The organism is Streptomyces sp. NPDC046859 (genome assembly GCF_040645135.1).
Taxonomy (GTDB): Bacteria; Actinomycetota; Actinomycetes; order Streptomycetales; family Streptomycetaceae; genus Streptomyces.
Genome location: NZ_JBEYXR010000008.1, coordinates 19,631 through 44,912 on the forward strand (window position 1 = coordinate 19,631; position 25,282 = coordinate 44,912).

25 protein-coding genes are annotated in these 25,282 nt (G+C 71.9%); 10 read left to right on the top strand and 15 right to left on the bottom strand.

Features of this window, described 5'->3' with window-relative positions; translation table 11 throughout:
- Positions 1-128 precede the first annotated feature (128 nt).
- The 5 genes from ABZ899_RS14130 (at position 129) to cseC (ending at position 4,921) form a co-directional block, all read left to right on the top strand.
- A complete protein-coding gene (locus ABZ899_RS14130) occupies positions 129-1,064 on the top strand; it encodes an A/G-specific adenine glycosylase (RefSeq protein ID WP_361345290.1) in 936 nt (311 codons plus the stop codon).
- Positions 1,065-1,380: 316 nt separating this feature from the next.
- A complete protein-coding gene (locus tag ABZ899_RS14135; RefSeq protein WP_055624676.1) occupies positions 1,381-1,920 on the top strand; it encodes a SigE family RNA polymerase sigma factor in 540 nt (179 codons plus the stop codon).
- A gap of 113 nt (positions 1,921-2,033) precedes the next feature.
- The gene (locus ABZ899_RS14140; RefSeq protein WP_361345770.1) at positions 2,034-2,633 is read left to right on the top strand and encodes a hypothetical protein; all 600 of its coding nucleotides are present in this window, start codon (positions 2,034-2,036) and stop codon (positions 2,631-2,633) included.
- Positions 2,634-2,736: 103 nt separating this feature from the next.
- Positions 2,737-3,441, top strand: a complete 705-nt coding sequence (cseB, locus tag ABZ899_RS14145; protein WP_361345292.1) for a two-component system response regulator CseB — start codon at positions 2,737-2,739, stop codon at positions 3,439-3,441.
- 10 nt (positions 3,442-3,451) lie between these two features.
- Positions 3,452-4,921 (top strand): two-component system sensor histidine kinase CseC, encoded by a 1,470-nt coding sequence (gene cseC, locus ABZ899_RS14150; protein ID WP_361345294.1) that lies wholly within the window; start codon positions 3,452-3,454, stop codon positions 4,919-4,921.
- Between the two features lie 64 nt (positions 4,922-4,985).
- Here the strand turns inward: cseC and ABZ899_RS14155 are convergent, their stop codons facing one another.
- Entirely contained in the window at positions 4,986-6,545 is a 1,560-nt protein-coding gene (locus ABZ899_RS14155) for an MDR family MFS transporter (RefSeq protein WP_361345296.1), read from the bottom strand.
- A 121-nt stretch (positions 6,546-6,666) separates the two neighbouring features.
- Here ABZ899_RS14155 and ABZ899_RS14160 point away from each other — a divergent pair, with 121 nt between their 5' ends.
- Complete coding sequence (locus tag ABZ899_RS14160; RefSeq protein WP_361345298.1) at positions 6,667-7,266, top strand: helix-turn-helix domain-containing protein; 600 nt, start codon at positions 6,667-6,669, stop codon at positions 7,264-7,266.
- 1 nt (position 7,267) lies between these two features.
- On the opposite strand, the gene ABZ899_RS14165 is transcribed toward ABZ899_RS14160, so the two are convergent.
- Positions 7,268-7,873, bottom strand: a complete 606-nt coding sequence (locus ABZ899_RS14165) for a M23 family metallopeptidase (RefSeq protein WP_361345772.1) — start codon at positions 7,871-7,873, stop codon at positions 7,268-7,270.
- Between the two features lie 495 nt (positions 7,874-8,368).
- On the opposite strand from ABZ899_RS14165, the gene ABZ899_RS14170 reads away from it, so the two are divergent.
- Positions 8,369-9,004, top strand: a complete 636-nt coding sequence (locus ABZ899_RS14170; protein WP_361345300.1) for an HAD family acid phosphatase — start codon at positions 8,369-8,371, stop codon at positions 9,002-9,004.
- A gap of 69 nt (positions 9,005-9,073) precedes the next feature.
- Here ABZ899_RS14170 and ABZ899_RS14175 read toward each other — a convergent pair whose 3' ends face one another.
- A complete protein-coding gene (locus ABZ899_RS14175) occupies positions 9,074-11,599 on the bottom strand; it encodes an ATP-dependent Clp protease ATP-binding subunit (protein WP_361345301.1) in 2,526 nt (841 codons plus the stop codon).
- Between the two features lie 430 nt (positions 11,600-12,029).
- On the opposite strand from ABZ899_RS14175, the gene ABZ899_RS14180 reads away from it, so the two are divergent.
- Positions 12,030-12,710 carry an SCO3374 family protein gene (locus tag ABZ899_RS14180; protein WP_361345303.1) on the top strand — a complete coding sequence of 227 codons (681 nt, stop codon included), beginning with the start codon at positions 12,030-12,032 and terminating at the stop codon, positions 12,708-12,710.
- Between the two features lies 1 nt (position 12,711).
- On the opposite strand, the gene ABZ899_RS14185 is transcribed toward ABZ899_RS14180, so the two are convergent.
- From ABZ899_RS14185 to ABZ899_RS14230, 10 genes are all read right to left on the bottom strand, one after another.
- Positions 12,712-13,050 (bottom strand): Lsr2 family protein, encoded by a 339-nt coding sequence (locus ABZ899_RS14185; RefSeq protein WP_361345305.1) that lies wholly within the window; start codon positions 13,048-13,050, stop codon positions 12,712-12,714.
- Positions 13,051-13,282: 232 nt separating this feature from the next.
- Positions 13,283-13,846 (bottom strand): amino-acid N-acetyltransferase, encoded by a 564-nt coding sequence (locus ABZ899_RS14190; protein WP_361345306.1) that lies wholly within the window; start codon positions 13,844-13,846, stop codon positions 13,283-13,285.
- A 9-nt stretch (positions 13,847-13,855) separates the two neighbouring features.
- On the bottom strand, positions 13,856-14,371 hold the full coding sequence (locus ABZ899_RS14195; protein ID WP_361345308.1) for a BlaI/MecI/CopY family transcriptional regulator: 516 nt from the start codon (positions 14,369-14,371) through the stop codon (positions 13,856-13,858).
- 144 nt (positions 14,372-14,515) lie between these two features.
- A complete protein-coding gene (locus tag ABZ899_RS14200) occupies positions 14,516-14,695 on the bottom strand; it encodes a hypothetical protein (RefSeq protein WP_361345310.1) in 180 nt (59 codons plus the stop codon).
- Between the two features lie 47 nt (positions 14,696-14,742).
- A complete protein-coding gene (locus ABZ899_RS14205; RefSeq protein ID WP_361345774.1) occupies positions 14,743-15,417 on the bottom strand; it encodes a hypothetical protein in 675 nt (224 codons plus the stop codon).
- Between the two features lie 165 nt (positions 15,418-15,582).
- On the bottom strand, positions 15,583-16,380 hold the full coding sequence (locus tag ABZ899_RS14210; RefSeq protein WP_361345311.1) for a type III pantothenate kinase: 798 nt from the start codon (positions 16,378-16,380) through the stop codon (positions 15,583-15,585).
- 8 nt (positions 16,381-16,388) lie between these two features.
- Positions 16,389-17,360 (bottom strand): carboxylating nicotinate-nucleotide diphosphorylase, encoded by a 972-nt coding sequence (gene nadC / locus ABZ899_RS14215; protein WP_361345313.1) that lies wholly within the window; start codon positions 17,358-17,360, stop codon positions 16,389-16,391.
- Positions 17,361-17,365: 5 nt separating this feature from the next.
- A complete protein-coding gene (locus ABZ899_RS14220; protein ID WP_361345315.1) occupies positions 17,366-19,075 on the bottom strand; it encodes an L-aspartate oxidase in 1,710 nt (569 codons plus the stop codon).
- Complete coding sequence (gene panC, locus ABZ899_RS14225; RefSeq protein WP_361345317.1) at positions 19,072-20,064, bottom strand: pantoate--beta-alanine ligase; 993 nt, start codon at positions 20,062-20,064, stop codon at positions 19,072-19,074. Before panC ends, ABZ899_RS14220 begins: the two co-directional genes overlap by 4 nt.
- Entirely contained in the window at positions 20,061-20,990 is a 930-nt protein-coding gene (locus ABZ899_RS14230; RefSeq protein ID WP_361345319.1) for a DUF2520 domain-containing protein, read from the bottom strand. Before ABZ899_RS14230 ends, panC begins: the two co-directional genes overlap by 4 nt.
- A gap of 186 nt (positions 20,991-21,176) precedes the next feature.
- On the opposite strand from ABZ899_RS14230, the gene ABZ899_RS14235 reads away from it, so the two are divergent.
- Together ABZ899_RS14235 and ABZ899_RS14240 are read left to right on the top strand one after the other, a co-directional pair.
- Complete coding sequence (locus ABZ899_RS14235; protein ID WP_361345321.1) at positions 21,177-22,373, top strand: beta-eliminating lyase-related protein; 1,197 nt, start codon at positions 21,177-21,179, stop codon at positions 22,371-22,373.
- Positions 22,374-22,722: 349 nt separating this feature from the next.
- The gene (locus ABZ899_RS14240) at positions 22,723-23,826 is read left to right on the top strand and encodes a DUF5937 family protein (RefSeq protein ID WP_361345323.1); all 1,104 of its coding nucleotides are present in this window, start codon (positions 22,723-22,725) and stop codon (positions 23,824-23,826) included.
- Between the two features lie 24 nt (positions 23,827-23,850).
- Here ABZ899_RS14240 and ABZ899_RS14245 read toward each other — a convergent pair whose 3' ends face one another.
- Together ABZ899_RS14245 and ABZ899_RS14250 are read right to left on the bottom strand one after the other, a co-directional pair.
- On the bottom strand, positions 23,851-24,483 hold the full coding sequence (locus ABZ899_RS14245; protein WP_361345325.1) for an AAA family ATPase: 633 nt from the start codon (positions 24,481-24,483) through the stop codon (positions 23,851-23,853).
- 110 nt (positions 24,484-24,593) lie between these two features.
- The gene (locus tag ABZ899_RS14250; RefSeq protein WP_361345327.1) at positions 24,594-25,265 is read right to left on the bottom strand and encodes a response regulator transcription factor; all 672 of its coding nucleotides are present in this window, start codon (positions 25,263-25,265) and stop codon (positions 24,594-24,596) included.
- Positions 25,266-25,282 lie beyond the last annotated feature (17 nt).

Consider the following 25,282-nt stretch of genomic DNA (forward strand, 5'->3'; position numbering starts at 1 on the left):
TGGTCGGACCCGAGCGGCACTTCACGGCCCGGGGCACGGGCCGCGGCACAGCCCGCGACCGGCGGGAAACGCACCGAGACCGCCGCCTCCCCTTCCCGCCGCCCCCGGCATGGCAGGATCGGAAGGCCATGACTGCGCCCACGAAACCCCCGCACAGCCACTCCGCCGCGCCCCGTTCCGACGGCCCCCAGGGTCAGCCGCTGCACGGCGCCGTCATCGACTGGTTCGAGGAGAACGCACGCGACCTCCCCTGGCGGCGCCCCGACGCCGGCCCCTGGGGCGTGATGGTCAGTGAGTTCATGCTCCAGCAGACACCGGTCAGCCGCGTCCTGCCCGTCTACGAGCAGTGGCTGGCCCGCTGGCCCCGCCCCGCCGACCTCGCCAAGGACACTCCCGGCGAGGCGGTCCGCGCCTGGGGCCGCCTCGGCTACCCGCGCCGCGCGCTGCGGCTGCACGGTGCCGCCGTCGCCATAGCGGAACGGCACGGCGGCGACGTACCGACCGACCACGCCCAGCTCCTGGCGCTGCCCGGCATCGGGGAGTACACGGCGGCGGCGGTCGCGTCCTTCGCCTACGGGCAGCGGCACGCCGTCCTGGACACCAACGTCCGCCGGGTGATCGCCCGCGCCGTGACCGGCGTGCAGTACCCGCCGAACGCCACGACCGCCGCGGAGCGCAAACTCGCCCGCGCGCTGCTCCCCGAGGACGAGCGCACCGCCTCGCGGTGGGCGGCCGCGTCGATGGAGCTCGGCGCGCTGGTGTGCACGGCGAAGAACGAGGCGTGCCACCGCTGCCCGATCGCCGCGCAGTGCGCGTGGCAGCTGGCGGGCAAGCCGGAGCACGAGGGTCCGCCGCGCCGGGGTCAGACGTACGCCGGGACCGACCGGCAGGTGCGCGGCAAGCTGCTCGCCGTGCTGCGGGACGCGCACGCGCCCGTCCCGCAGGCCGCGCTCGACCGGGTGTGGCACGAACCGGTGCAGCGGGCCCGCGCCTTGGACGGTCTGGTCGCGGACGGTCTGGTGGAGCCGCTGCCGGACGGGATGTACCGGCTGCCGGCGAGCTGACGGCCGGCGGGAGGCCCGGTCCCTGTCACAGGAACCGGGCCCCCGTGCCCCGTACTTCACAGCCGTTTCTCAGTCCACACTCGGGCATATCGCCACATAAGATGTCCAACCATCCCGGTCGTTTCGCCCGTTTCCTGCTTCCGTTACACAACCGACGGACAGCCGAGCGTTCCCCGCAGGCTGCCTCGGACAGCCCCGTGACAACGCCTCCGTAGCTTCTTTCCCGTACCCGGCGGACGGGGACGACCACGAAGCACAGGCAGGAAGACCGACGGCGAACAGGCCGCCGGTGACGGGGAATCAGGAGGCGGTCAGCATGGCGCAGGGAGAGGTGCTCGAGTTCGAGGAGTACGTCCGTACGCGGCAGGACGCGCTGCTGCGCAGCGCACGCCGGCTGGTCCCGGACCCGGTCGACGCCCAGGACCTGCTGCAGACCGCGCTGGTGCGCACGTACCACCGCTGGGACGGCATCGCGGACAAGCGCCTCGCCGACGCCTACCTGCGCCGCGTGATGATCAACACCCGTACCGAGTGGTGGCGTGCGCGCAAGCTGGAGGAGGTCCCCACCGAACAGCTGCCCGACGCCTCGGTCGACGACGCCACCGAGCAGCACGCGGACCGCGCCCTGCTGATGGACATCATGAAGGTTCTCGCTCCCAAGCAACGCAGTGTCGTGGTCCTGCGACACTGGGAGCAGATGTCCACGGAGGAGACGGCCGCCGCCCTCGGCATGTCGGCGGGAACGGTCAAGAGCACGCTGCACCGGGCGCTCGCCCGGCTCCGCGAGGAGCTGGAGAACCGCGATCTGGACGCACGCGCGCTGGAGCGTGAGGAGCGGGAGCGTTGCGCGGCCTAGGCACGACGACGGGCGGCACCGGGCGCTCGGACGACGGCGGTCCCGGCACCGAGCCAGACGCCGAGGACGGCGAACCGGCGGTCCGGGGGAACCTTCAGGCGGCGTTCACGGCGGTGGCCGTGGTCGTCGCCCTCGCCCTTTTCGCCTCCGCCTGCGCCACCGGCGGCACCGGCGCCCGGGACGAGGGCCCGGCGCACGCGGAGACCGTGGGCAGTTCGGCCCGCACCTCACCGGAGCTCGCCTCCGCCACCCCCACACCGGTCCCGGACCGGCGCACGGCCGTCCGGCTGGTCAAGGCGGACCCCGAGGTCTCCGGGCAGGTCAAGCGGGAGCTGAAGCCGTGTGTGTCCGACGAGTACCCGGTGGACGTGTCGTACGGTGAACTCACCGGAGGGCCGTCCGACGACATCGTGGTCAACGTCCTGTCCTGCGGGGACGCGGTCGGGGTCGCCTCGTACGTGTACCGGGAGCGCGGCGGCGCGTACCGCAACGTCTTCAAGGCCGAGGAGCCTCCCGTCTACGCCGAGATCGACCGGGGCTACCTGGTGGTGACCGAGCAGGTGTACGCCAAGGACGACGCGCTGTCGAACCCGTCGAGCGAGAACGTCGTGTCGTACCGGTGGACGGCCGGCCGGTTCGTGCGGGAGTACAGCACGCACACCGACTACGGCACCCTGGACGACGGCCAGGACACGCCCGCGCCGGCCGGCTGAGTGGCGCCGCCCACGGCGGTGAACGCTTCGCCGGGTCCACGCGTCTGTGAAGTGAGCACGTCCGACGCACCCCTGACCGCACACGAGGACTGAGAGCACCTGGATGGCAGAGCAGACCCACGTCCTGTTCGTCGAGGACGACGACGTCATCCGTGAGGCCACCCAGCTCGCCCTGGAACGGGACGGCTTCGCGGTCACGGCCATGCCCGACGGGCTGTCGGGGCTGGAGGCGTTCCGGGCCGACCGGCCCGACATCGCGCTCCTGGACGTCATGGTCCCGGGCCTGGACGGCGTGAGCCTGTGCCGCCGTATCCGGGACGAGTCGACCGTTCCGGTGATCATGCTGTCGGCCCGCGCGGACTCCATCGACGTGGTGCTGGGCCTGGAGGCGGGCGCCGACGACTACGTCACCAAGCCCTTCGACGGTGCCGTCCTGGTCGCGCGCATCCGGGCGGTGCTGCGCCGCTTCGGGCACGCGAGCGGCCACGACCGGGGGGAGGACGGCGGGGACGGGGCCGCCGGCGGGCTGCTGACCTTCGGGGACCTGGAGGTCGACACCGAGGGCATGGAGGTGCGCCGGGCCGGGGAGCCGGTGGCGCTCACGCCGACCGAGATGCGGCTGCTGCTGGAGTTCTCCTCCGCCCCCGGGACCGTGCTGTCCCGCGACAAGCTGCTGGAGCGCGTGTGGGACTACGGCTGGGGCGGCGACACCCGGGTCGTGGACGTCCATGTGCAGCGGCTGCGCCAGAAGATCGGCCAGGACCGGGTCGAGACGGTCCGTGGCTTCGGCTACAAGTTGAAGGCCTGAGCGGGGCGGCATGCGGGGGTTGTTCGGACGTACGGCCGCGCCGGGCGCGGGGAGCGCCGGGCTCACCGAGCCGGCCACGGGCGGGGGCCCGGGCGCCGGCGGTGCCATGGACCTGGACCGGCCTGGGGGTGCGCTCATGAGGGGTCGTACGCGGGGGCGCTTCGCCGGTCTGCGGGGCCGGGTGGCGATCCGCACGGGCCTGCGCTGGAAGCTGAGCGCGGCGATCGCGCTGGTCGGCGCGCTCGTCGCGGTCGTGCTCAGCCTGGTCGTGCACAACCAGGCCCGGGTCTCGATGCTGGACAGCGCGCGTGACGTCGCGGACGAGCGGGTGCAGATCGCCCAGCGCAGCTTCGAGCAGTCGAAGCGGCCGAACTTCCCCAACGCCACGATCGACGATCCCGAGCTGCCCGCCGCGCTGCGCGACAAGGTCGAGGAGGGCCGGCGGGCGACCTACGTCACGGAGACCGCCGGTGGCGCGCCCGACATCTGGGCGGCCGTCCCGCTGAGCAACGGGCATGTGCTGTCGCTGCGGACCGGCTGGACCGACCGCAGCGAGCAGATCCTCAACCGGCTCGACCAGGCCATGATCATCGGCTGTATCGCGGTGGTGCTCGGCGGGAGCGCGCTCGGGGTGCTCATCGGCGGGCAGCTGTCACGCCGGCTGCGCAAGGCGGCGGCCGCGGCCAACCGGGTCGCGAGCGGCGAGCCGGACGTCCGGGTGCGGGACGCCATCGGGGGTGTCGTACGGGACGAGACCGACGATCTCGCGAGTGCGGTGGACGCCATGGCGGACGCGCTCCAGCAGCGGCTGGAGGCGGAGCGCCGGGTCACCGCCGACATCGCGCACGAACTGCGCACGCCGGTGACCGGGCTGCTGACGGCGGCCGAGCTGCTGCCGCCCGGGCGGCCGACGGAGCTGGTCCTGGACCGGGCGAAGGCCATGCGCACGCTGGTCGAGGACGTCCTGGAGGTGGCGCGGCTGGACAGCGCCTCGGAGCGGGCCGAGCTGCAGGACATCCTGCTGGGCGAGTTCGTCGTCCGCCGGGTCGCGGTGAAGGACCCCGCGATCGAGGTGCGGGTCGTGCACGAGTCGGAGGTCACGACGGACCCGCGGCGGCTGGAACGCGTGCTGTTCAACCTGCTGGCGAACGCCGCGCGACACGGCAGGCCGCCCGTCGAGGTCACCGTGGAGGGCCGGGTCGTCCGGGTGCGCGACCACGGCCCCGGTTTCCCCGACCACCTGCTCGCCGACGGCCCCAGCCGTTTCCGCACGGGCAGCAGCGACCGCGCCGGGCACGGCCACGGTCTGGGTCTGACGATCGCGGCGGGCCAGGCCAGGGTGCTGGGCGCCCGGCTGACGTTCCGCAACGTCCGCCCGGCGGGCTCCCCGGACCACGTGCCGGCCGAGGGCGCGGTGGCGGTCCTGTGGCTGCCGGAGCACGCGCCGACGAGCACGGGCAGCTATCCCCTGCTCCCCTGAGGCCACGCGCGAGGGCCCCCGTACGGCGTCCGTACGGGGGCCCTCGCGTGGTCCGGCGGGGTGCCTACTTCGTGGGCCCCGCCTCGGGCCCGGTCCCCTTGAGCGGGACCTCCTTCACGAACACGGCCGTCACCAGCGACAGCACGGCGACCACGGCGCCCAGCAGGAACGCGGAGTGCGTCCCGGACGACACCGCGTGCTGGTACGCCTCACGGGCCGCCTCCGGGAGCTTCGCGAGGCTGGCCGCGTCCAGCTGCGCCGACTGCTCGGTGATCTTCGTGCCCAGGGCACCGGCCCGCTCGGACATGACGTCCTGCACCCGGTTGTTGAACAGCGCGCCCATGATCGCGACGCCGAAGGAGGAGCCGAGCGTACGGAAGAGCGTGGTGGAGGAGGAGGCGACGCCCATGTCCTTCATCTCGACGCTGTTCTGCGCGACGAGCATGGTGATCTGCATCAGACAGCCCATGCCGAAGCCGACGACCGCCATGAACACGCCGGACGTGAACCGGCTGGTCCCGGTGTCCATGGTCGACAGCAGGTAGAGGCCGACGACCATCAGCGCGCTGCCGACGACCGGGAAGAGCTTGTAGCGCCCGGTGTTCGTGGTCACCCGGCCGGCGACCATCGAGGTGACGAGCATCGCCCCGAGCATCGGGAGCAGCAGCAGACCGGAGTTGGTGGCCGAGGCGCCCTGCACGGACTGCTGGTACAGCGGCAGGAACAGCGTGGCGCCGAACATCACGAAGCCGGTGATGAAGCCGATCACGGACATCAGGGTGAAGTTCCGGCTGCGGAAGATGTGCAGCGGCACGACCGGCTCGGCGGCCTTGGTCTGCCAGAACACGAACCCGACGAGCGCGACGACGCCGATCGCGACGAGCTCCATGATCATCGCGGAGGTCCAGGCGTACTCGGTGCCGCCCCACGTGGTCACCAGCACGATCGCGGTGATGCCCACGGTCAGCAGCCCCGCGCCCAGGTAGTCGATGCGCGCCTGCGCCCGCTTCCTCGGCAGGTGGAGCACGACGCTGATCGCGGCGAGCGCCACGACGCCGAGGGGCAGGTTGATGTAGAAGGCCCAGCGCCAGCCCCAGTGGTCGGTGATGGTGCCGCCGACGAGCGGGCCGCCGATCATCGCCAGCGCCATGACGCCGGCCATCATGCCCTGGTACTTGCCGCGCTCCCGCGGCGGGATCAGGTCGCCGATGATCGCCATGACCCCGACCATCAGACCGCCGGCGCCGAGGCCCTGCACGGCCCGGAAGCCGATGAGCTGGCCCATGTCCTGGGCCATGCCGCTGAGGGCGGAGCCGACGAGGAACAGCACGATCGACGCCATGAAGACGCCCTTGCGCCCGTACATGTCGCCGAGCTTGCCCCACAGCGGGGTGGAGGCGGCGGTGGCCAGCGTGTACGCCGTCACGACCCACGACAGATGTTCCAGACCGCCGAGCTCGCCCACGATCGTCGGCATCGCGGTACCGATGATCATGTTGTCGAGCATGGCCAGCATCATCGTGACCATCAATGCGAGGAGGACGACGCGCACGCTCCTCGGCTGTTTGCCGGCCTGGTCCTCCTGACCCGCCGGTCCGGTGTCCACCGTCAGTGTCTCGGCCATGATCCCCACTCCCCCAGGTACTTACTTGCCGCCCGGCTAGTTGTCTACACTCAGGGAGGAAATTAGACAGTGAACTAGCCGGGCGTCAAGTAAGTTTTCCTGAGGGCCGAGGAGTACGAGGATGGGTGGCACCATGGACGGCACCAAACAGCGGCGCCGCGGGAACACCCGCCAGCGCATCCAGGACGTGGCCCTGGAGCTCTTCGCCGAGCAGGGATACGAGAAGACCTCGCTGCGGGAGATCGCCGAGCGTCTGGACGTCACCAAGGCCGCGCTCTACTACCACTTCAAGACCAAGGAAGAGATCATCGTCAGCCTCTTCGAGGATCTGACGAAGCCGATCGAGGAGCTCATCGAGTGGGGCCGGCGGCAGCCGCACACCCTGGACACGAAGCAGGAGATCGTCCGCCGCTACAGCCAGACCCTGACCGACGCGGCCCCGCTCTTCCGCTTCATGCAGGAGAACCAGGCGACGGTCCGCGAGCTGAGCATCGGCGAGATGTTCAAGTCCCGCATGCTCGGCATGCGGGCCATCATCATCGATCCGGACTCCGAGCTGGTCGACCAGGTGCGCTGCGTCAGCGCGCTGTTCACGCTGCACGCCGGGATGTTCGTACTCAGAGACCTCGAAGGCGACCCCGAGGACAAGCGGGAAGCCGTCCTCGAGGTCGCCATCGATCTGGTCACCCAGGCGCATCAGGGCGCCCGGACGTCCCGGTAGGTCAGACCTTCACACCCTTGGCCCGCAGGAAGGACATCGGGTCGATCGCGGAGCCGTAGTTGGGGGTCTTGCGGATCTCGAAGTGCAGGTGGGGACCGCTGGAGTTACCGGTGTTGCCGGACTTGGCTATCTCCTGGCCGGTCTTGACGACCTGGCCGATCCGCACCTCGATGCGCGACAGGTGGGCGTACTGGGAGTACGTGCCGTTGCCGTGCTTGATCACGATGGCGTTGCCGTACGCCGGACCGTCACCGGCGCCGTTGCCGCCGGCCTTCACGACGGTGCCGCCGTGCGCGGCCACGACCTGGGTGCCGCTGGGCACCGCGAAGTCCTGGCCGCTGTGCTTGTGGGCCCAGCGGGCGCCGTTCTGCATGAACGAGGCGGACTTCGTGTACTTCTTCACCGGGGCCACCCAGGCCATGGCCTTCTTGGCGGCGGCGCTCTGCGCCGTGACGGCGGCGGTGGCACCGGTGCCCGAGTTCATCTCGGCAGCGACCGCGCCTCCGGCGCCCAGCACGACCGAGGCCCCCAGGCCGGCGGCCAGCACAGCTGCACGGGTGCGGAACGCGGACGTACGGGGCGAACGGAGAGAAAAGCGCGGGGACATTCGAAACCTCATGGGGAAGACGACAGGAAAGGCCATTCGGCGCGTGAGCCGCACCGGATGGCGCCATCCCTTGGTAACCCCACTCCCACCCTGGAACAAAACCCCTTATCTACGACGGACTCTAGTACTCCAGCGTAAAAATCAATGAATCTTGGCAGAGTTCTCAATACGGACGAACCAGGTCACAAGGCTTGCGGCATGGACTCGCGAGGGGTGTAATGCCCGTTTTGTCCCGCCGGGGTGTTCACTATTTCCGTTAGTAAGTGACGTAGCTCCTGTGCCCCATGTCACCGGCCCCGCCCTCTCCGGAACCCCGGAATGTGACCTGCGCTACGTGAATGCACGGGCCTTTCGGTAACAAATTCGCGCCCGCCTATGTGAGCCACGCCTCTCTGTCGGCTACCGTCCGGTAACCCGCGGGATTCCCGCGCGTCACTACGTTCCACGACCATGCACGCGACAAGTCAGCGCACATGACGTGAGAGGACCCCCCACATGACGCTTCGCCCCTGGGCGCGCCGTATCGCGGTCGGAACCACCTCCGCCGCCGCCCTCGTGGCCCTCGCGGTACCCGCCGAAGCGGCGGCGCCCGCGACGACGTCCGCGGCCGCCACGACCGCCGTGACGGCCGCCGCGGACGTCGACTACGCCACCTGGCAACGGGACTGCCAAGCGGTGATGGACCGGGCCCTGCCGGAGCTGAAGCAGCGGATCGCCGCCGCCCGGCCCGGTGAGCGGCAGGCGATCGTGTTCGACATCGACAACACGACCCTGGAGACGGACTTCGGCTTCAGCTTCCCGCAGCCGGCCAACGGACCCGCCCTGCGGGTCGCCCGGTACGCCCAGGACCACGGTGTCGCCCTGTTCTTCGTGACGGCCCGCCCGGGCATCATCGCCGGGGTCACCGACTTCAACCTCGAGCACGTCGGCTACGAGGTCTCGGGCCTGTATGTGCGCGGGTTCCTCGACCTGTTCAAGAACGTCGCCGACTACAAGACGGCCCAGCGCGTCGACATCGAGAAGCGCGGCTACACGATCATCGCGAACATCGGCAACAGCGCCACCGACCTCTCGGGCGGCCACGCCGAGAAGACGTACAAGCTCCCCGACTACGACGGACAGCTGTCGTAGGAAGCCGCCCGGGCACGCCGAAGGGGCCGGTGCTGGTCGGCACCGGCCCCTTCGGGTGGGTCGTGAGGCTTACGCCTCCTTGCTCAGGTTCGGGCCCGTCCCACCGGCGGCCTGCTCGATCGGCGGGACGTCCGGCAGGGCCGACTTCTCCTCGCCGCGGAAGGTGAAGGTCTTGCTCTCACCCTCGCCCTCGGTGTCCACGACCACGATGTGGCCGGGGCGCAGCTCGCCGAAGAGGATCTTCTCCGACAGGGAGTCCTCGATCTCGCGCTGGATGGTCCGGCGCAGCGGCCGGGCGCCCAGCACGGGGTCGTAACCCTTCTTGGACAGCAGCTCCTTGGCGGACTGGGAGAGCTCGATGCCCATGTCCCGGTCCTTCAGGCGCTCGTCCACCTTGCCGATCATCAGGTCGACGATCCGCAGGATGTCCTCCTGCGTGAGCTGCGGGAAGACGACCACGTCGTCGACGCGGTTGAGGAACTCGGGGCGGAAGTGCTGCTTGAGCTCGTCCGACACCTTGTTCTTCATGCGCTCGTAGTTGGTCTTCGTGTCGCCCGAGGCCGCGAAGCCCAGGTTGAAGCCCTTGGAGATGTCCCGGGTGCCGAGGTTGGTCGTCATGATGATGACCGTGTTCTTGAAGTCCACGACCCGGCCCTGGGAGTCGGTCAGGCGACCGTCCTCCAGGATCTGCAACAGCGAGTTGAAGATGTCCGGGTGGGCCTTCTCGACCTCGTCGAAGAGGACCACGGAGAACGGCTTGCGGCGGACCTTCTCGGTCAGCTGGCCGCCCTCTTCGTAGCCCACGTAGCCGGGAGGCGAACCGAAGAGCCGCGAGACCGTGTGCTTCTCGCTGAACTCCGACATGTCGAGGGAGATCAGCGCGTCCTCGTCGCCGAAGAGGAACTCGGCGAGCGCCTTGGACAGCTCGGTCTTACCGACACCGGAGGGGCCGGCGAAGATGAACGAGCCACCGGGACGCTTCGGGTCCTTCAGACCGGCACGCGTACGGCGGATCGCCTTCGACAGCGCCTTGACGGCGTCGACCTGGCCGATGACCCGCTTGTGGAGCTCGTCCTCCATGCGCAGCAGGCGGGAGGACTCCTCCTCGGTCAGCTTGAAGACCGGGATGCCGGTGGCGGTCGCGAGGACCTCGGCGATCAGCTCGCCGTCGACCTCGGCGACGACGTCCATGTCGCCGGCCTTCCACTCCTTCTCCCGCTTGGCCTTGGCGGCGAGGAGCTGCTTCTCCTTGTCGCGCAGGGAGGCGGCCTTCTCGAAGTCCTGCGAGTCGATCGCGGACTCCTTGTCCCGGCGGACACCGGCGATCTTCTCGTCGAACTCGCGCAGGTCCGGCGGCGCGGTCATCCGGCGGATGCGCATCCGGGAACCGGCCTCGTCGATCAGGTCGATCGCCTTGTCCGGCAGGAAGCGGTCCGAGATGTACCGGTCGGCCAGGGTGGCGGCCTGGACCAGCGCCTCGTCCGTGATGGAGACCCGGTGGTGGGCCTCGTACCGGTCGCGCAGACCCTTGAGGATCTCGATCGTGTGCGGCAGGGACGGCTCCGCGACCTGGATGGGCTGGAAGCGGCGCTCGAGGGCCGCGTCCTTCTCCAGGTGCTTGCGGTACTCGTCCAGGGTGGTCGCACCGATGGTCTGCAGCTCACCGCGGGCCAGCATCGGCTTCAGGATCGAAGCGGCGTCGATGGCGCCCTCGGCGGCACCCGCACCGACCAGCGTGTGGAGCTCGTCGATGAACAGGATGATGTCGCCGCGGGTGCGGATCTCCTTGAGGACCTTCTTCAGGCGCTCCTCGAAGTCACCGCGGTAGCGGGAGCCGGCGACCAGCGCGCCGAGGTCCAGGGTGTAGAGGTGCTTGTCCTTGAGGGTCTCGGGCACCTCGCCCTTGACGATGGCCTGGGCGAGGCCCTCGACGACGGCGGTCTTGCCGACGCCGGGCTCACCGATCAGGACCGGGTTGTTCTTGGTACGGCGGGACAGCACCTGCATGACCCGCTCGATCTCCTTCTCGCGCCCGATGACCGGGTCGAGCTTGGACTCACGAGCGGCCTGGGTGAGGTTCCGGCCGAACTGGTCGAGGACCAGGGACGTCGAGGGGGTGCCCTCGGCAGGCCCGCCGGCGGCGGCGGTCTCCTTGCCCTGGTAACCGGAGAGCAGCTGGATCACCTGCTGCCGCACGCGGTTCAGATCAGCGCCCAGCTTGACCAGGACCTGGGCGGCGACGCCCTCGCCCTCACGGATCAGGCCGAGCAGGATGTGCTCCGTGCCGATGTAGTTGTGGCCCAGCTGAAGGGCCTCGCGGAGCGACAGCTCCAGGACCTTCTTGGCACGGGGGGTGAAGGGGATGTGCCCGGACGGGGCCTGCTGGCCCTGACCGATGATCTCCTCCACCTGCTGGCGGACCGCCTCGAGCGAAATCCCGAGGCTCTCAAGGGCCTTGGCGGCGACACCCTCACCCTCATGGATCAGGCCCAGGAGGATGTGCTCGGTGCCGATGTAGTTGTGGTTGAGCATCCGGGCTTCTTCCTGAGCCAGGACGACAACCCGCCGCGCGCGGTCGGTGAACCTCTCGAACATCGTTAATCGCTCCTCAGAGCGGTCAGGCAGTGGGGGGAACTTCCCCTCCCTGTCCTTCCGCAGCTTAGTCCCGCAAGCGGGGACCGCTCATTCCAACTGCCGACACCGTGGATGGCCTCCTGACCCGTGACGCCGACATCTGCTCCAACCCGATGGTGCGAGACGATGTTCCCGCAGGCCAGGTGGTTACCCTCACCATCACTACGCCGATGGCGAACGTAAGACTCACTCTCCTGCGTGTCGCCCCCTCCCACTAGGGATGTCTTACCCGCTGGGACTGACACTCCATGCCGTGGCCCCCGGTTCCCTCCGCTATGGGCGAACAACCTTGCGCCGCCTCACACCTCCGGGCGCCCCCCAGAGCCGGACGCTCCGCAGCCGTCACGGCACCCACCGTAACCGTCGAGGTCGTCCGGCTGTTTCACCGTGCATGGTCGGCCCCCGCCCCGCGGTCGCCGCGGAACCCGCCCCGATCCCCCCGCCCCGCCGGCCGCCCGATCCGCACGCACCGCTCCGCCGGTGGTACGGGACGGTCCTCGGCTGGGCGGCGCTGCTCACCCCGCCCGGCCCCGCGCCGCGCCTGCGCCTGGGGGTGCGGTTCGACGTGCTGGACGTCCCGGCCGAAGCGGGCCGGGCAGCGCTGCGCCATCTCGCCCCCGGGTCCCCGGTCTCGGCCCTGGGCGGCCGGATGCGGCTGCTGGTGGCGGCGGGAAGCGCCCCGGAGGTGCCGGGGGTGCTGGACTGGCTGGAGTGGGGCGCGCTGCCGCTCGACCTGGAGGTGCTCGGCGCGGGCGCGTACATGGAGGCGCCCCTGCCACCCGGGCAGGGGCTCATGACGCCTGTACGAGGCTCCGCCGGCCGGCCGGTGCTGCCGGAGCCGGGCGGGATGCGGCCGCTTCCCCGGGGCCGCTCCGGTGCCGTGCAGGGGGCCGCCGTGTGGCTGCGGCCCCCCGAGCCTGGGGACGAGGTCGAGGCCTCACTGCCGACGCTGTCGGCCCTTGGGGGCGGTGGGGGCGCCCCCGATCTGGTGCGGGTGCTGGACACGGTGGCGACGCACTGCCACCGCCTGCGGCTGCGGCGCGGACACGCCCGGCCGTCCGTCGGTCCGTAGCTCAGCCGTTGGCCTTCTCGTAGGCCTCGCGGATGCTCGCGGGCACACGGCCGCGGTCGTTGACCTCGTAACCGTTCTCCTTCGCCCACGCACGGATCTGCGCGGTGTCCTGGCTGCCGCCGCCGGACGCGGCACGCGCCTTTCCACGCCCACCCGAAGTACGGCCTCCGGTACGACGGCCGCCCTTCACGTAAGGCTCGAGAAGGCCACGGAGCTTGTCCGCATTGGCAGTCGTGAGATCGATCTCGTACGTCTTGCCGTCCAGCGCGAACGTCACGGTCTCGTCCGCCTCGCCGCCGTCGAGGTCATCGACAAGAAGGACCTGAACCTTCTGTGCCACCGGATTTCCTTTCATCGATAACGTGAGGGCCGGGGGTCGCGGCGTCCGCCGTTTCGCCGTCCCCTGTTATATGCAGTACTGCAGTACGTCGGAAAGCAAACCGCTTTTGCCGGAAAAACACAAACCCCCGGGAGAGACCGGCTCCCGCCCACGACCCGGAAACATGCGCGTTTCGGACATAGGGCACCTGGGCAGGCCCGGCCGGGCGGAATACGGCTTGTCGATCCGGCGATCACAGATGCAGAAGCATCCGGCTGTTGCCCAAGGTGTTCGGTTTCACTCGTTCGAGACCCAGGAACTCCGCGACGCCTTCGTCATAGGAACGCAGCAGCTCGGCGTAGACATCCGTGTCGACCGGGGTCTCCCCGATCTCGACGAAGCCGTGCTTGCCGAAGAAGTCCACTTCGAAGGTCAGACAGAAAACCCGCCGAACGCCCAGCCAGCGCGCGGTGTGCAGCAACTTCTCCAGCAACTGGTGCCCGACGCCGGCGCCCCGCAGGCCGGGCTTCACGGCCAGGGTGCGGACTTCCGCCAGGTCCTCCCACATGACATGGAGGGCACCGCAGCCGACGACCTCGCCGTTGTCGTCACGTTCCGCGACCCAGAACTCCTGGATGTCCTCGTAAAGCGTGACCGTGGCTTTGTCGAGCAGGATGCGGCGCTGGACGTACGCGTCAAGCAGTCGGCGCACCACCGGGACATCGCCGGTACGCGCCCGCCGGACGGTGATGGCTTTTGCGGTGACTTCCTGGCTCCCCGCCGAGGCGCTTCCCCCGGAGTGACTCTCTGCTGACATGAGCGGACGCTATCGCCCGCCGGGCCCCTGGGCCGAGCCGGGGTTCTCCTCAGCGGTATCGCCGCCCGTATGGGAGTCGGTATCGGTGCCGGAGGTATAGGTGCCGCCGCTATCGCCGCCGGTAACGCCGCGCGTATCGGGCGGTTGCGGCGGCTCGGCCGATTCCGGGCCCTGGGCGATGCGTACGGCGTCCCGCAGGGCGGTGCGCTGTTCCTCGCTCATCATGCCGAAGAACGCGACGAGAGCGGCGGCGGGGTTGTCGCTCTGCGACCAGGCCTCGTTCATCAGGGCCGCCGCGTAGGCGGCGCGAGTGGAGACCGCCTCATATCGATAGGCCCGGCCTTCCGCCTCACGTCGGACCCAGCCCTTCTGATGAAGATTGTCCATAACGGTCATCACGGTCGTGTACGCGATGGACCGTTCCTGCTGGAGATCTTCCAGGACTTCTCGAACGGTCACCGGGCGGTTCCACTTCCACACCCGCGTCATGACCGCGTCTTCGAGTTCTCCCAAGGGGCGAGGCACAACTCAGAACAATAGTGGGAGAACTGAACGTCTGCTCTCCGACGTGCACCTTCAGCGGCAAAGCTGAACAAAAAGGGCGTACGACTCGGAAAGCGCACGGAGAGCGTGCGCGGCCGGAGTCGTACGCCGCAGGGGCCGGGCGGGTCAGGCGTCGGGCTGCGAGGAGGTCCCGCGGGAGCCCTCCGCGCGCGCCAGGGCGGCGTCCACGGCCGCGTCCTCCTTGGCCTTGTTCGCCCCGCCCTGCGTCTTCACGATCACCCGGATCAGCCCGATGAAGAACACGGCCATCACGACCGGGGGGAGCAGTGCGGAGACGTAGTCCATGGGTCCCAGGGTAGCCACGGGGCGGGGCGGTCTTCGCGCAGGGGCGGTCAGCCGGCCGCCAGCTGCTGGGGCGGGGCGGTGGCCGGCGGAGCGGGCTTGCGGCGGGGGAAGACCTCGCCGGGGGTCGGGATGGGGCGGTCCGGCTTCGGGGCGGCGGGCTCCCGGCCGGGTGCCGGCGCCGGGGTGGCCGGCTTCTCGGCGGGCCGTTTGCGGGCCGGCTTCGCGGGCTCGTCCCCGGCGGACTGGGCGGGCAGGGTGACGGCCGCGTCCTGGAGACCCCCAGGGAGGGCCTGGAGGCGGGCACGGGACGCCGGGATGAGCGGCCTGGCCGGAGCGGCCGGGGTGGCGGCGGGACGCGGCAGAAGGGCCACCACGTCCGTCGCGGCCTGGGGGCGGCAGCGGGCCAGCAGGGCGGCCGCGACGCGGTTGCCGCGCAGGGCACCGAGGGCGGCGAGGTCGTCGGCGGTGGGCCGGTGCCCGGCGTCCAGGGCTTCCGCGAGAAGGGCGAGGTAGCCCGTCGCGCTGCCGGGGAGGGCGGCGCGGTAGCGGGCGAGGTCGTCCAGCAGGAAGGCGCGCTGCCGGGCGCCTTCACGGATCGCCTCGTCGAGCGACTCGGCGAGATGGAGACAGTCATGGACGTCTTCGGCCGAGGCGGGGCCGGCATGGAGGGCAAGGGCCAGGGCGCGGCGGAGCACACGCAGCTCCTCCGCACCGAAGGCCATGCCGCCGAGGGATCCGTAGGGCGTGGGCATGCCGCGACGATACGCGCTAATCGGACAATCCAGGCATAGCGGAATGGGTGTCGCCGGGGAGACACCCGGCTGGGGGTGCGCCGGACGACGACCGGGCTCACCAGGGCCGATACGGCGTGACCGGCCCTGGTGGGGTCAGGACCGGGCGACGTTGCGTTCGTAGACCAGGCGGAGCCCGATCAGGGTCAGCCACGGCTCGTGCTCGTCGATGACGGCGCTCTCCCCGAGCACCGTCGGGGCCAGCCCGCCCGTGGCGATCACCGTCACGTCGTCGGGGTCGTCCGCGAGTTCGCGCGCCATGCGGGTGACGACCCCGTCGACCTGGCCCGCGAATCCGTAGACGATGCCCGACTGCATCGCCGCCACGGTGTTCTTGCCGATCACGGTCCGGGGCCGGGCCACCTCGATCTTCCGCAGCTGCGCGGCCTTGACCCCCAGGGCCTCCACCGAGATCTCGATGCCGGGCGCGATCACGCCGCCGACGTACTCCCCGCGCGCGGAGACCGCGTCGAACGTGGTCGCCGTGCCGAAGTCGACGACGATCGCCGGGCCGCCGTACAGCTCGTTCGCCGCGACCGCGTTGATGATGCGGTCGGCGCCGACCTCCTTGGGGTTGTCGAACTGGATCGGCACGCCCGTCTTCACGCCCGGTTCGACGAGGACGGCGGGGACGTCGCCGTAGTAGCGGCGGGTCACCTCGCGCAGCTCGTGCAGGACCGACGGGACGGTCGCGCAGATGGCGATGCCGTCGATCCCGTCGCCCAGTTCGTCACCGAGGAGCGGGTGCATGCCCATCAGGCCCTGCAGCAGGACGGCGAGCTCGTCGGCGGTGCGGCGCGCGTCCGTGGAGATGCGCCAGTGCTCGACGATGTCCTCGCCGTCGAAGAGGCCGAGGACGGTGTGGGTGTTGCCTACGTCGATCGTGAGCAGCATGCCGGTACCTACTCCGCCGCTCGCAGGTCCAGGCCGATGTCGAGGATCGGCGAGGAGTGGGTGAGGGCGCCGACGGCGAGGTAGTCCACGCCGGTGGCGGCGTACGCCTCGGCGTTGTCGAGGGTCAGCCGGCCGGACGCCTCCAGGGCGGCGCGGCCGTCGACGATCGCGACGGCCTCCTCGCACTCGACCGGTGTGAAGTTGTCCAGCAGGATCAGGTCGGCGCCGGCGTCCACGACCTCGCGGAGCTGGTGCATGGTGTCGACCTCGACCTCGATCGGCACGTCCGGGAAGGCCTCGCGGACCGCCTTGAAGGCCTGCGCCACTCCGCCTGCCGCGACGACGTGGTTGTCCTTGACCAGGGCCGCGTCCGACAGGGACATGCGGTGGTTGACGCCGCCGCCGCAGCGCACGGCGTACTTCTCCAGCGCGCGCAGGCCCGGCGTCGTCTTGCGGGTGTCGCGGACCTTCGCCCTGGTGCCGTCCAGGGCGTCCGTCCACGCGCGCGTGGCCGTGGCGATGCCCGACAGACGGCAAAGGATGTTCAGGGCGCTGCGCTCGGCGGTCAGCAGGTCGCGGGTGCGGGTGGTCACGGACAGGAGCTTCTGCCCCGCCGTGATCCGGTCGCCGTCCTCGACGTGCCGCTCGACCTCGAACTCGTCCTCGCAGACGATCGAGAGGACGGCCTCGGCGACCCTGAGGCCGGCCACGACGCCTCCCTCGCGGGCGACGAAGTCGGCGGTGGCGACGGCGTCCTCGGGGATGGTCGCGACCGTCGTCACGTCCACGCCGCCGGCGAGGTCCTCCTGGAGGGCCACATTGGCGATGTCCTCGACCTCGACGGGGTCGAGACCCGCGTCGGCGAGGAGCTGGGCGAGCGCGGGGTCGAGCCCGCACTCCAGGTACTCCTCGCCGGCGCCGCAGGCGCAGTCGTCGCCGCAGCCGCCGTTCGAGGCGAGGGGAAGGTCGGGGGTGGTCACTGCTGTCACTGCTCCTGGGGCCGGGTCGGGGGGAGGTCTGCGGTGTCGGTGGTGTGCACGGCCAGTGTGCGGTCGGGGTTCAGGCGCACGACGATGTGCCGGCGCCAGGCCGCGTCGTCGCGGTCGGGCCGGTCCTCGCGCCAGTGGCAGCCCCGGGTCTCCTCCCGCATCCGGGCGGCGGCCACCAGGGCGCGGGCCACGTACAGCAGGTTCGTCGCCTCCCAGGTGTCGACGCCGGGCTCGGCGGTCTTGCCGTTGTCCACGAGGGCGTCGCGGGCCTCGGCGCGCAACCGCCGGATCTGCTCGGCGGCCTCGGTGAGGGAGGCTTCGGAGCGCAGCACGCCGGCGCCGACGGTCATGATCCGCTGGATCGCGAAGCGGGCCTCGGGGGCGAGCAGGGGGTGCTCGGGGCTCTCCGGGTACGGCACGGGCTGCGGCACGCGCGCGGTGAGGCCGTCCGCCGCGCGGGCCCCGGCGATGTCGGCGGCGATGCGCTCGGCGTAGACGAGCCCTTCCAGGAGCGAGTTCGAGGCGAGGCGGTTGGCGCCGTGCACGCCGGTGCAGGCCACCTCGCCGCACGCGTACAGGCCGGGGACCGTCGTACGGCCCCGGGAGTCGGTGCGCACGCCGCCCGAGGCGTAGTGGGCGGCCGGGGCGACCGGGATGGGCGTGGTGACGGGGTCGATGCCGTGCGCGCGGCAGGCGGCCAGGATCGTCGGGAAGCGGTGCTCCCACATCTCGGCGCCGAAGTGCCGGGCGTCGAGGAACATGTGCTCCGCGTCCTGCTCCTGCATCCGCCGCGTGATGCCCTTGGCGACGATGTCCCGGGGCGCGAGCTCCGCCAGTTCGTGCTGTCCGACCATGAACCGCACGCCGTCGGCGTCGACCAGGTGGGCGCCCTCGCCGCGCACCGCCTCGGAGACCAGCGGCTGCTGGCCCTCCGCCTCCGCGCCGAGGAACAGGACGGTCGGGTGGAACTGCACGAACTCCAGGTCGCTGACCTCGGCGCCCGCCCGCAGCGCGAGGGCCACGCCGTCGCCGGTGGACACGGACGGGTTCGTCGTCGCCGAGAAGACCTGGCCCATGCCGCCGGTGGCCAGGACCACGGCGGGCGCGTGCACCGCGCCCACGCCGTCGTGCTGCCCCTCGCCCATGACGTGCAGGGTGACGCCCGCGGTACGGCCCTCGGCGTCCGTGAGGAGGTCGAGCACCAGCGCGTTCTCGACGGTGCGCAGGCCGCGCGCGCGGACCGCCTCGACCAGGGCGCGGGAGATCTCCGCGCCGGTCGCGTCGCCGCCCGCGTGGGCGATGCGGCGGCGGTGGTGGCCGCCCTCGCGGGTGAGTTCGAGGCGGCCCTCGGAGGACTCGTCGAAGTGGGCGCCGGTCTCGATCAGCCGCCGGACGGCGTCGGGGCCCTCGGTGACGAGGATGCGCACGGCCTCCTCGTCGCACAGCCCGGCGCCGGCCACCAGGGTGTCGTCCAGGTGCTGCTCGGGGGTGTCGCCCTCGCCGAGCGCGGCGGCGATGCCGCCCTGGGCCCAGCGGGTCGAGCCGTCGTCCAGGCGTGCCTTGGTGACGACGACGGTGTCGAGGCCGGCCGCCTCGCAGCGCAGGGCGGCCGTCAGGCCCGCCACGCCGGAGCCGACGACCACGACGTCCGCGGAGATGGCCCACCCGGGCGCGGGCGCGTGCAGTCGTATGCCTGTGCTGGTCACGAGGCGGCTCCGAAGGTGAGGGTGATGTTGTCGATCAGCCGGGTCGCGCCGACCCGGGCGGCGACGGCGAGGACGGCCTCGCCGGTGAAGTCGTCCCCGATCTCGGTGAAGTCGGACGGGTCGACGAGGGCGAGGTAGTCCAGTTCGAGCGGCGGCGTGAGCCGGGCGGCCTCGTCCAGGACCAGGCGGGCGGCGGCCCGGACGGCCGCGGCCGAGCCGGGCGTGGCCTTGGCGACGGCGTGCGCGTCGGCCGCGGCGCGTGACTCGCCGATGGCGCTGAGGGCTTCGGCACGCGCACGCGTGGCCGGGACCTCGCGGGCCCGCGCGCGCAGCGCCTCCTGGGCCGCGTGCCGGTCGGCGCCGGCGAACAGCGCCTGCGACAGGGCGAGCGCCGTGCGCCGTTCCCCGGGCGAGAGGTAGCGGTTGCGGCTGGACAGCGCGAGGCCGTCCTCCTCGCGCACGGTGGGGACGCCGACGATCTCCACGCCGAAGTTCAGGTCGCGGACCATCCGGCGGATCAGCGCGAGCTGCTGGGCGTCCTTCTGCCCGTACAGGGCGACGTCGGGACGGGTCAGGTGGAGCAGCTTGGCGACGACGGTGAGCACGCCGTCGAAGTGGCCGGGGCGGGAGGCGCCCTCCAGCCGCTCCCCCATGGGTCCGGCGGTGACCCGGACCTGGGGCTCGCCGCCCGGGTAGACCTCGTCGACGGCCGGGGCGAACACGACGTCCGCGCCTGCCCGTCCGGCGACCTCCACGTCGGCGTCCAGGGTGCGCGGGTAGCGGTCGAGGTCCTCGCCCGCGCCGAACTGGAGGGGGTTCACGAAGACGGTGACGACGACCTCGCCGTCCGGTCCGGCGATCCGGCGGGCCGTGCGGATCAGGGTGGCGTGCCCCTCGTGCAGGGCGCCCATCGTCATCACGACGGCACGGCGGCCCGTGCGCACGCGCGCGTGCAGCTCGGCGGCGGTACGCAGCAGGGTGGTGGTCATCGGGCCTCTCCCTCGGCGCCGTCGGTCCCGGTCGCGAGCACGCCGAGCAGGTCCTCGGCGAGCTCCGGTTTCAGCAGCCCGTGGGCCAGTGCGCGGTCGGCGGTGGCGCGGGCCATCGCCAGATAGCCGGCGACGGTCTGCGGCGCGTGCCGGCGCAGCTCGGTGACGTGCGCGGCGACGGTGCCCGCGTCGCCGCGCGCGACGGGGCCGGTGAGGGCGGCGTCGCCGGACCGCAGGGCGTTGTCCAGGGCGGCGCCGAGCAGCGGCCCCAGCATCCGGTCGGGGGCGGCCACGCCCGCCTCGCGCAGCAGCTCCATGGCCTGGGCGACCAGGGTGACCAGGTGGTTCGCGCCGAGAGCGAGGGCCGCGTGGTAGAGCGGGCGCCGCTCCTCGGCGATCCACTCGGGCTCGCCGCCCATCTCGATGACCAGCGCCTCGGCGGCCAGCCGCAGCTCCTCCGGGGCGGTGACGCCGAAGGAGCAGCCGGCCAGGCGCTGGACGTCGACGGGGGTGCCGGTGAAGGTCATCGCCGGGTGCAGGGCGAGCGGCAGCGCGCCCGCGCGCAGGGCCGGGTCCAGGACCTTCGCGCCGTACCGCCCGGAGGTGTGCACGAGCAGTTGGCCGGGGCGGACCGCGCCGGTCTCGGCGAGCCCCTCGACCAGGCCGGGGAGCGCGTCGTCGGGCACGGTCAGCAGCACGAGCTCGGAGCGGGCCAGGACCTCGGCGGGCGGCACCAGCGGCACCCCGGGCAGCAGGTCCTCGGCGCGGCGCCGGGAGGCGTCGGAGACCCCCGAGACGGCGACCGGGCGGTGTCCGGCCAGTTGGAGGGAGGCGGCGAGCGCGGGGCCCACCCGGCCGGCGCCGACGACACCGACGGTGAGCCGCGCGGGGCGGTCCCTGGGATCCGGTTGCTGGCTTGTACTCACTCGACGGTGGCCTTCCCGTTCCAGTCCGCTCGGGGTACCGGACGATTTCTCGTCATGTTAACGCGATTGGTTCCGGAGGGGTCCGGTCGTCCACAGGCTGTGGGCCATCGCACGGCCCGGGGCGGAGGCGGCCGGTGCCGCGTGATCCGGGTGCTCGCGCGCACCCCCGTACGGGATCATCCCCGGATGAGCGACACGGCGCCGCGGCGCGGCCACCAGGAGCACGACACGTCGGACGAGGAACGGCGGGGGCGGCTGCGCGAGCGGCGCATCACCGCCCAGCGCACCGCATCGCGCGTGCTCGCACGCCACGGCTTCCAGAAGACCCTCCGGGAACGCCTGGCCCTGCTGGACGCGGCCCAGGACGTGTACGACCTGGACGAACCGTCGGACGTCTACGGCAACCGCGTCGTCGAGGCACTGGAGGAGAGGGTCGCCGGGCTGCTCGGCATGGAGGCCGCCGCGTTCTTCCCGACCGGCACCATGGCCCAGCAGATCGCCCTGCGCTGCTGGGCGGGCCGCACCGGGAACCCGGCGGTCGCCCTGCACGCGCTGAGCCACCCCGAGATGCACGAGCGCCATGCGTTCAGCCAGGTCAGCGGCCTGCGCCCGGTGCGGGTGACGTCCGAGCCCCGGATGCCGACGGCCGCCGAGGTGCGGGACCTCGCGGAGCCCTTCGGGACGCTCATGCTCGAACTCCCCCTGCGGGAGGCCGGGTTCCTCCTGCCCACCTGGGACGAGCTGACCGAGGTGGTGGAGGCGGCGCGCGAGCGGGACGCCGTGGTGCACGTCGACGGCGCCCGGCTGTGGGAGTCCACGGTCCGGCTCGGCCGCCCGCTGGAGGAGATCGCGGGCCTGGCGGACAGCGTGTACGTGTCGTTCTACAAGTCGCTCGACGCCTTCGGGGGCGCGGCCCTGGCGGGCCCCGGCTCCTTGATCGAGGAGGCGAAGGCCTGGCGGCACCGGTACGGCGGCCAGGTCTTCCAGCAGTTCCCCACCGTGCTGTCGGCGCTGGTGGGCCTGGAGACGCGGCTGCCCCGGCTGCCCGAGTACGTCGCCCACGCGCGCGTGGTGGCCGCCGCGCTGCGCGAGGGGTTCGCGCGGGCCGAGGTGCCGTGGGCGCGGGTCCACCCCGAGCCGCCGCACACCCACCAGTTCCAGCTGTGGCTGCCGTACGACGCCGAGGTGGTCGCGGAGGCGGCGGTCCGGCAGGCGGAGGAGACGGGGACGTTCCTGTTCGCCCGCGCGTGGGAGGCCGGGGGCCCCGGACTGGCCTTCACCGAGGTCTGCGTCGAGGCCCCCGGGCTCGAGTGGTCGGCCGACGACGTGCGGGAGGCCGTCGCCGGGTTCGTGGCCCGGCTGCGGCAGGAGGCCGGCCGGTAGCGTGCCGCCACCGGTCCAGGGCCCGCCGTACCGGCCCGCGGGCCGGGCGGCCCGCCACGACGGCCCGGAACTCGCGCCTCCCGCGGATCTCGCGCAGGACCCCCCGGTCGTGGCTGCCCGGGGCCGGGTGGCTCCGCCTCACCGACCCACCGGGCCCGGTGGGTGTCGAGGAGGTGGTCCCGGATGCTGCTCAGGGCCGATCGCCCTCTCCCGGACCGCGGGGCGACGGGCGGCCCCGCGGCCCCCGCGGAAGTCCCGAACCGCTCCGGGGCCGTGCCGCTGCCGCGTCGATTGACGGCCGCCGTCAATCGACGGCCGCGTTGTCGGTGGCGGGGTGCACCATGAGGGCATGAGCGTGAGCATCGACGTCGCGGGGCTGCGGCCGGAGAGGGTCGCCGTCGTGCCCTCCCCCCTCGCCGAGCTCGGCATGGCGCTGCACGCGCTGTCCGAGCCGGGGCACCACCCGGGCCTCCAGGGCTGGGTGACGGGCGTGACGGCCCGGCTCGACCCGCACCTGGCCGACCGCATGTGCGAGGCGGACTTCCTGTGGCGGACGACGTTCTCTGACCTGTTCCTGCCCTACGCGGGCGTCCCGGGCGGAGCCCTGCCCGGCGCGACGCTCGCCGAGGAACTGGATCTGCTGGACAAGCTCTCCGACGAGCAGTTCGTGGACGCGGCCCTGGAGTTCACCTGCGCCCTGCCCTACGGCACGCCGAGCCGGAGCGTGCTCGCCGACGCCGAGCTCCACCGCCGCGCCCTGGAGCTGGCCGCCGCGCGCGGGCCGCAGCAGCTGCGGTTCAGCAGGCGGCTGCTCGACGAGCCGGCGCTGATCCGGTCCTGGCTGCGGCAGTTCCTGCAGGACTGCGACGAGGCGTTCTTCGCCGACACCTGGTCCCGCCTGCGCCACCAGCTGACCGCCGACGCCCGCCACAGGACCGACCTCCTGCGGCACAAGGGACTGGCCGAGGCGCTGACCTCGATCTCCGCGGCGGTGACGGTCGACGAGGCCGCCGGACGCATCACCATCGACAAGCTCCGCCGGGGCCACAGCCTGATCAGGGACGGCGGTCTGCTGCTCGTGCCGACGAGCCTGGGCTGGCCGCACCTGACGGTGCTGCACCGGTACGGCTGGCAGCCGGTCCTGCACTACCCGGTCAACTCCCCGGAGATCGCGTCACCGCCGTCGGTCGGGCAGCTGACCCTGCGCATGACCGCGCTGTCCCACCCGGTGCGCATGCAGCTGTGCCGCAACCTCGCCCGCAGCACGTACACCACGAGCGAGCTCGTCCAGATCCACGGCATGTCCGCCCCGGAGATATCCCGGCATCTGAGCGTCCTCAAGAAGGCGGGCCTGATCACCACCCGCCGCCGGGGGCGGTACGTCCTGTACCAGCTGGACGTGACCGCGGTGGCGCGGCTCGGCAGCGACTTCCTCGAAGCACTGCTGAGATGACGTCGCACGGGACGCGGGCCGCCGTCAGTCGAAGCGGATGTGCCGGATCCCGACCGCGGCCTGCCGCAGCCGCGTGCGGACCGCGCCCTCGTGGTTGGGCCGGAGTTCCAGTCCGGCCAGCAGGGCGATCCGGTCCGCCGTCCTCGGCACGCTCGTGCGGTCGGTCCACAGGTGCTCGGCGAACTCCGGCCGGCGCAGCCGCTCCAGGCAGTGGTCGAGCCGGGACACCGCCCAGCTCTCCCGGCGCGGCCCGGGGCCCTTCCCGGCGACGTACTGCGCCAGACGCCCGAAACCGCGCTCGCGGAGCCGCCTGAGGACGGTCTCGCGCTCCGCGAGGAGCGTGAAGTGCCGGACGTCGTGGCCCAGTTCGCCGAGCCGGCCCACGGTCTCGGCGAAGTAGTCCGGGTGCGTGACGGTCATCGGCGCGATGACCACGCCGCCGTGCCGGGTGAGCGCCAGGTCGAGGACCTCGACGACGCCCTGCCGCCAGGCGGCCAGGTCCTGGAAGTCCCCGCGCAGCTCCGGCGGGAGCATGCGCCGCAGGCCGAACCCGGCGTGCTCGGGATCGCAGACGACGCTGCCGGGCAGCCGGCGCCGGATCTCGTGTGCGGTCTGTGTCTTGCCGCCCCCGAAGGGGCCGTTGATCCACAGGAGCATGCGCCGACCCTAGGGCCTTTCGTTTGGATCAGCCCGGCTGTGGCCGACGGGACATGGTGACGTGCGACGCCGGGATGATCCAAACGAAAGGCCCTGGGCCGTGTCGGGGCTCAACCGTGCCCGCCCGCCCGGACCAGGCCCGTCTCGTAGGCCAGGACGACCACCTGCACGCGGTCGCGCAGGCCGAGCTTGGTCAGGATGCGGCCGACGTGCGTCTTCACGGTGGCCTCGGACAGGACCAGCCGGGCCGCGATCTCGCCGTTGGACAGGCCCTGCGCGACCAGGACCATGACCTCGCGCTCCCGGTCGGTGAGCCGGTCCAGCTCCTTGTGCTTCGGCTCCCCGCCGGTGGAGGGCAGCATGGGCGCGAACCGGTCCAGCAGCCGCCGGGTCGTCGACGGGGCGACGACGGCGTCGCCGCTGTGCACCGCGCGGATCGCGCCGAGGAGCTCCGCGGGCGGCACGTCCTTGAGCATGAACCCGGAGGCCCCGGCCTTCAGCCCGGAGAACGCGTACTCGTCGAGGTCGAAGGTGGTCAGGATCAGCACCTTGGGCGGCTCGGGCTCCGAGCAGATGCGGCGGGTGGTCTCCACGCCGTCCAGCTTCGGCATGCGGACGTCCATGAGGACGACGTCGACGGCGGTCGAGCACAGTACTTGGAGGGCCTCGACACCGTCCCCCGCCTCCGCGACGACCTCCATGTCCGGCTGGGCGGCGAGCACCATCCGGAACCCGGTGCGCAGCAGCACCTGGTCGTCGACGAGCATCACGCGGATCGCCATCGGGTCCTCTTCCGTGT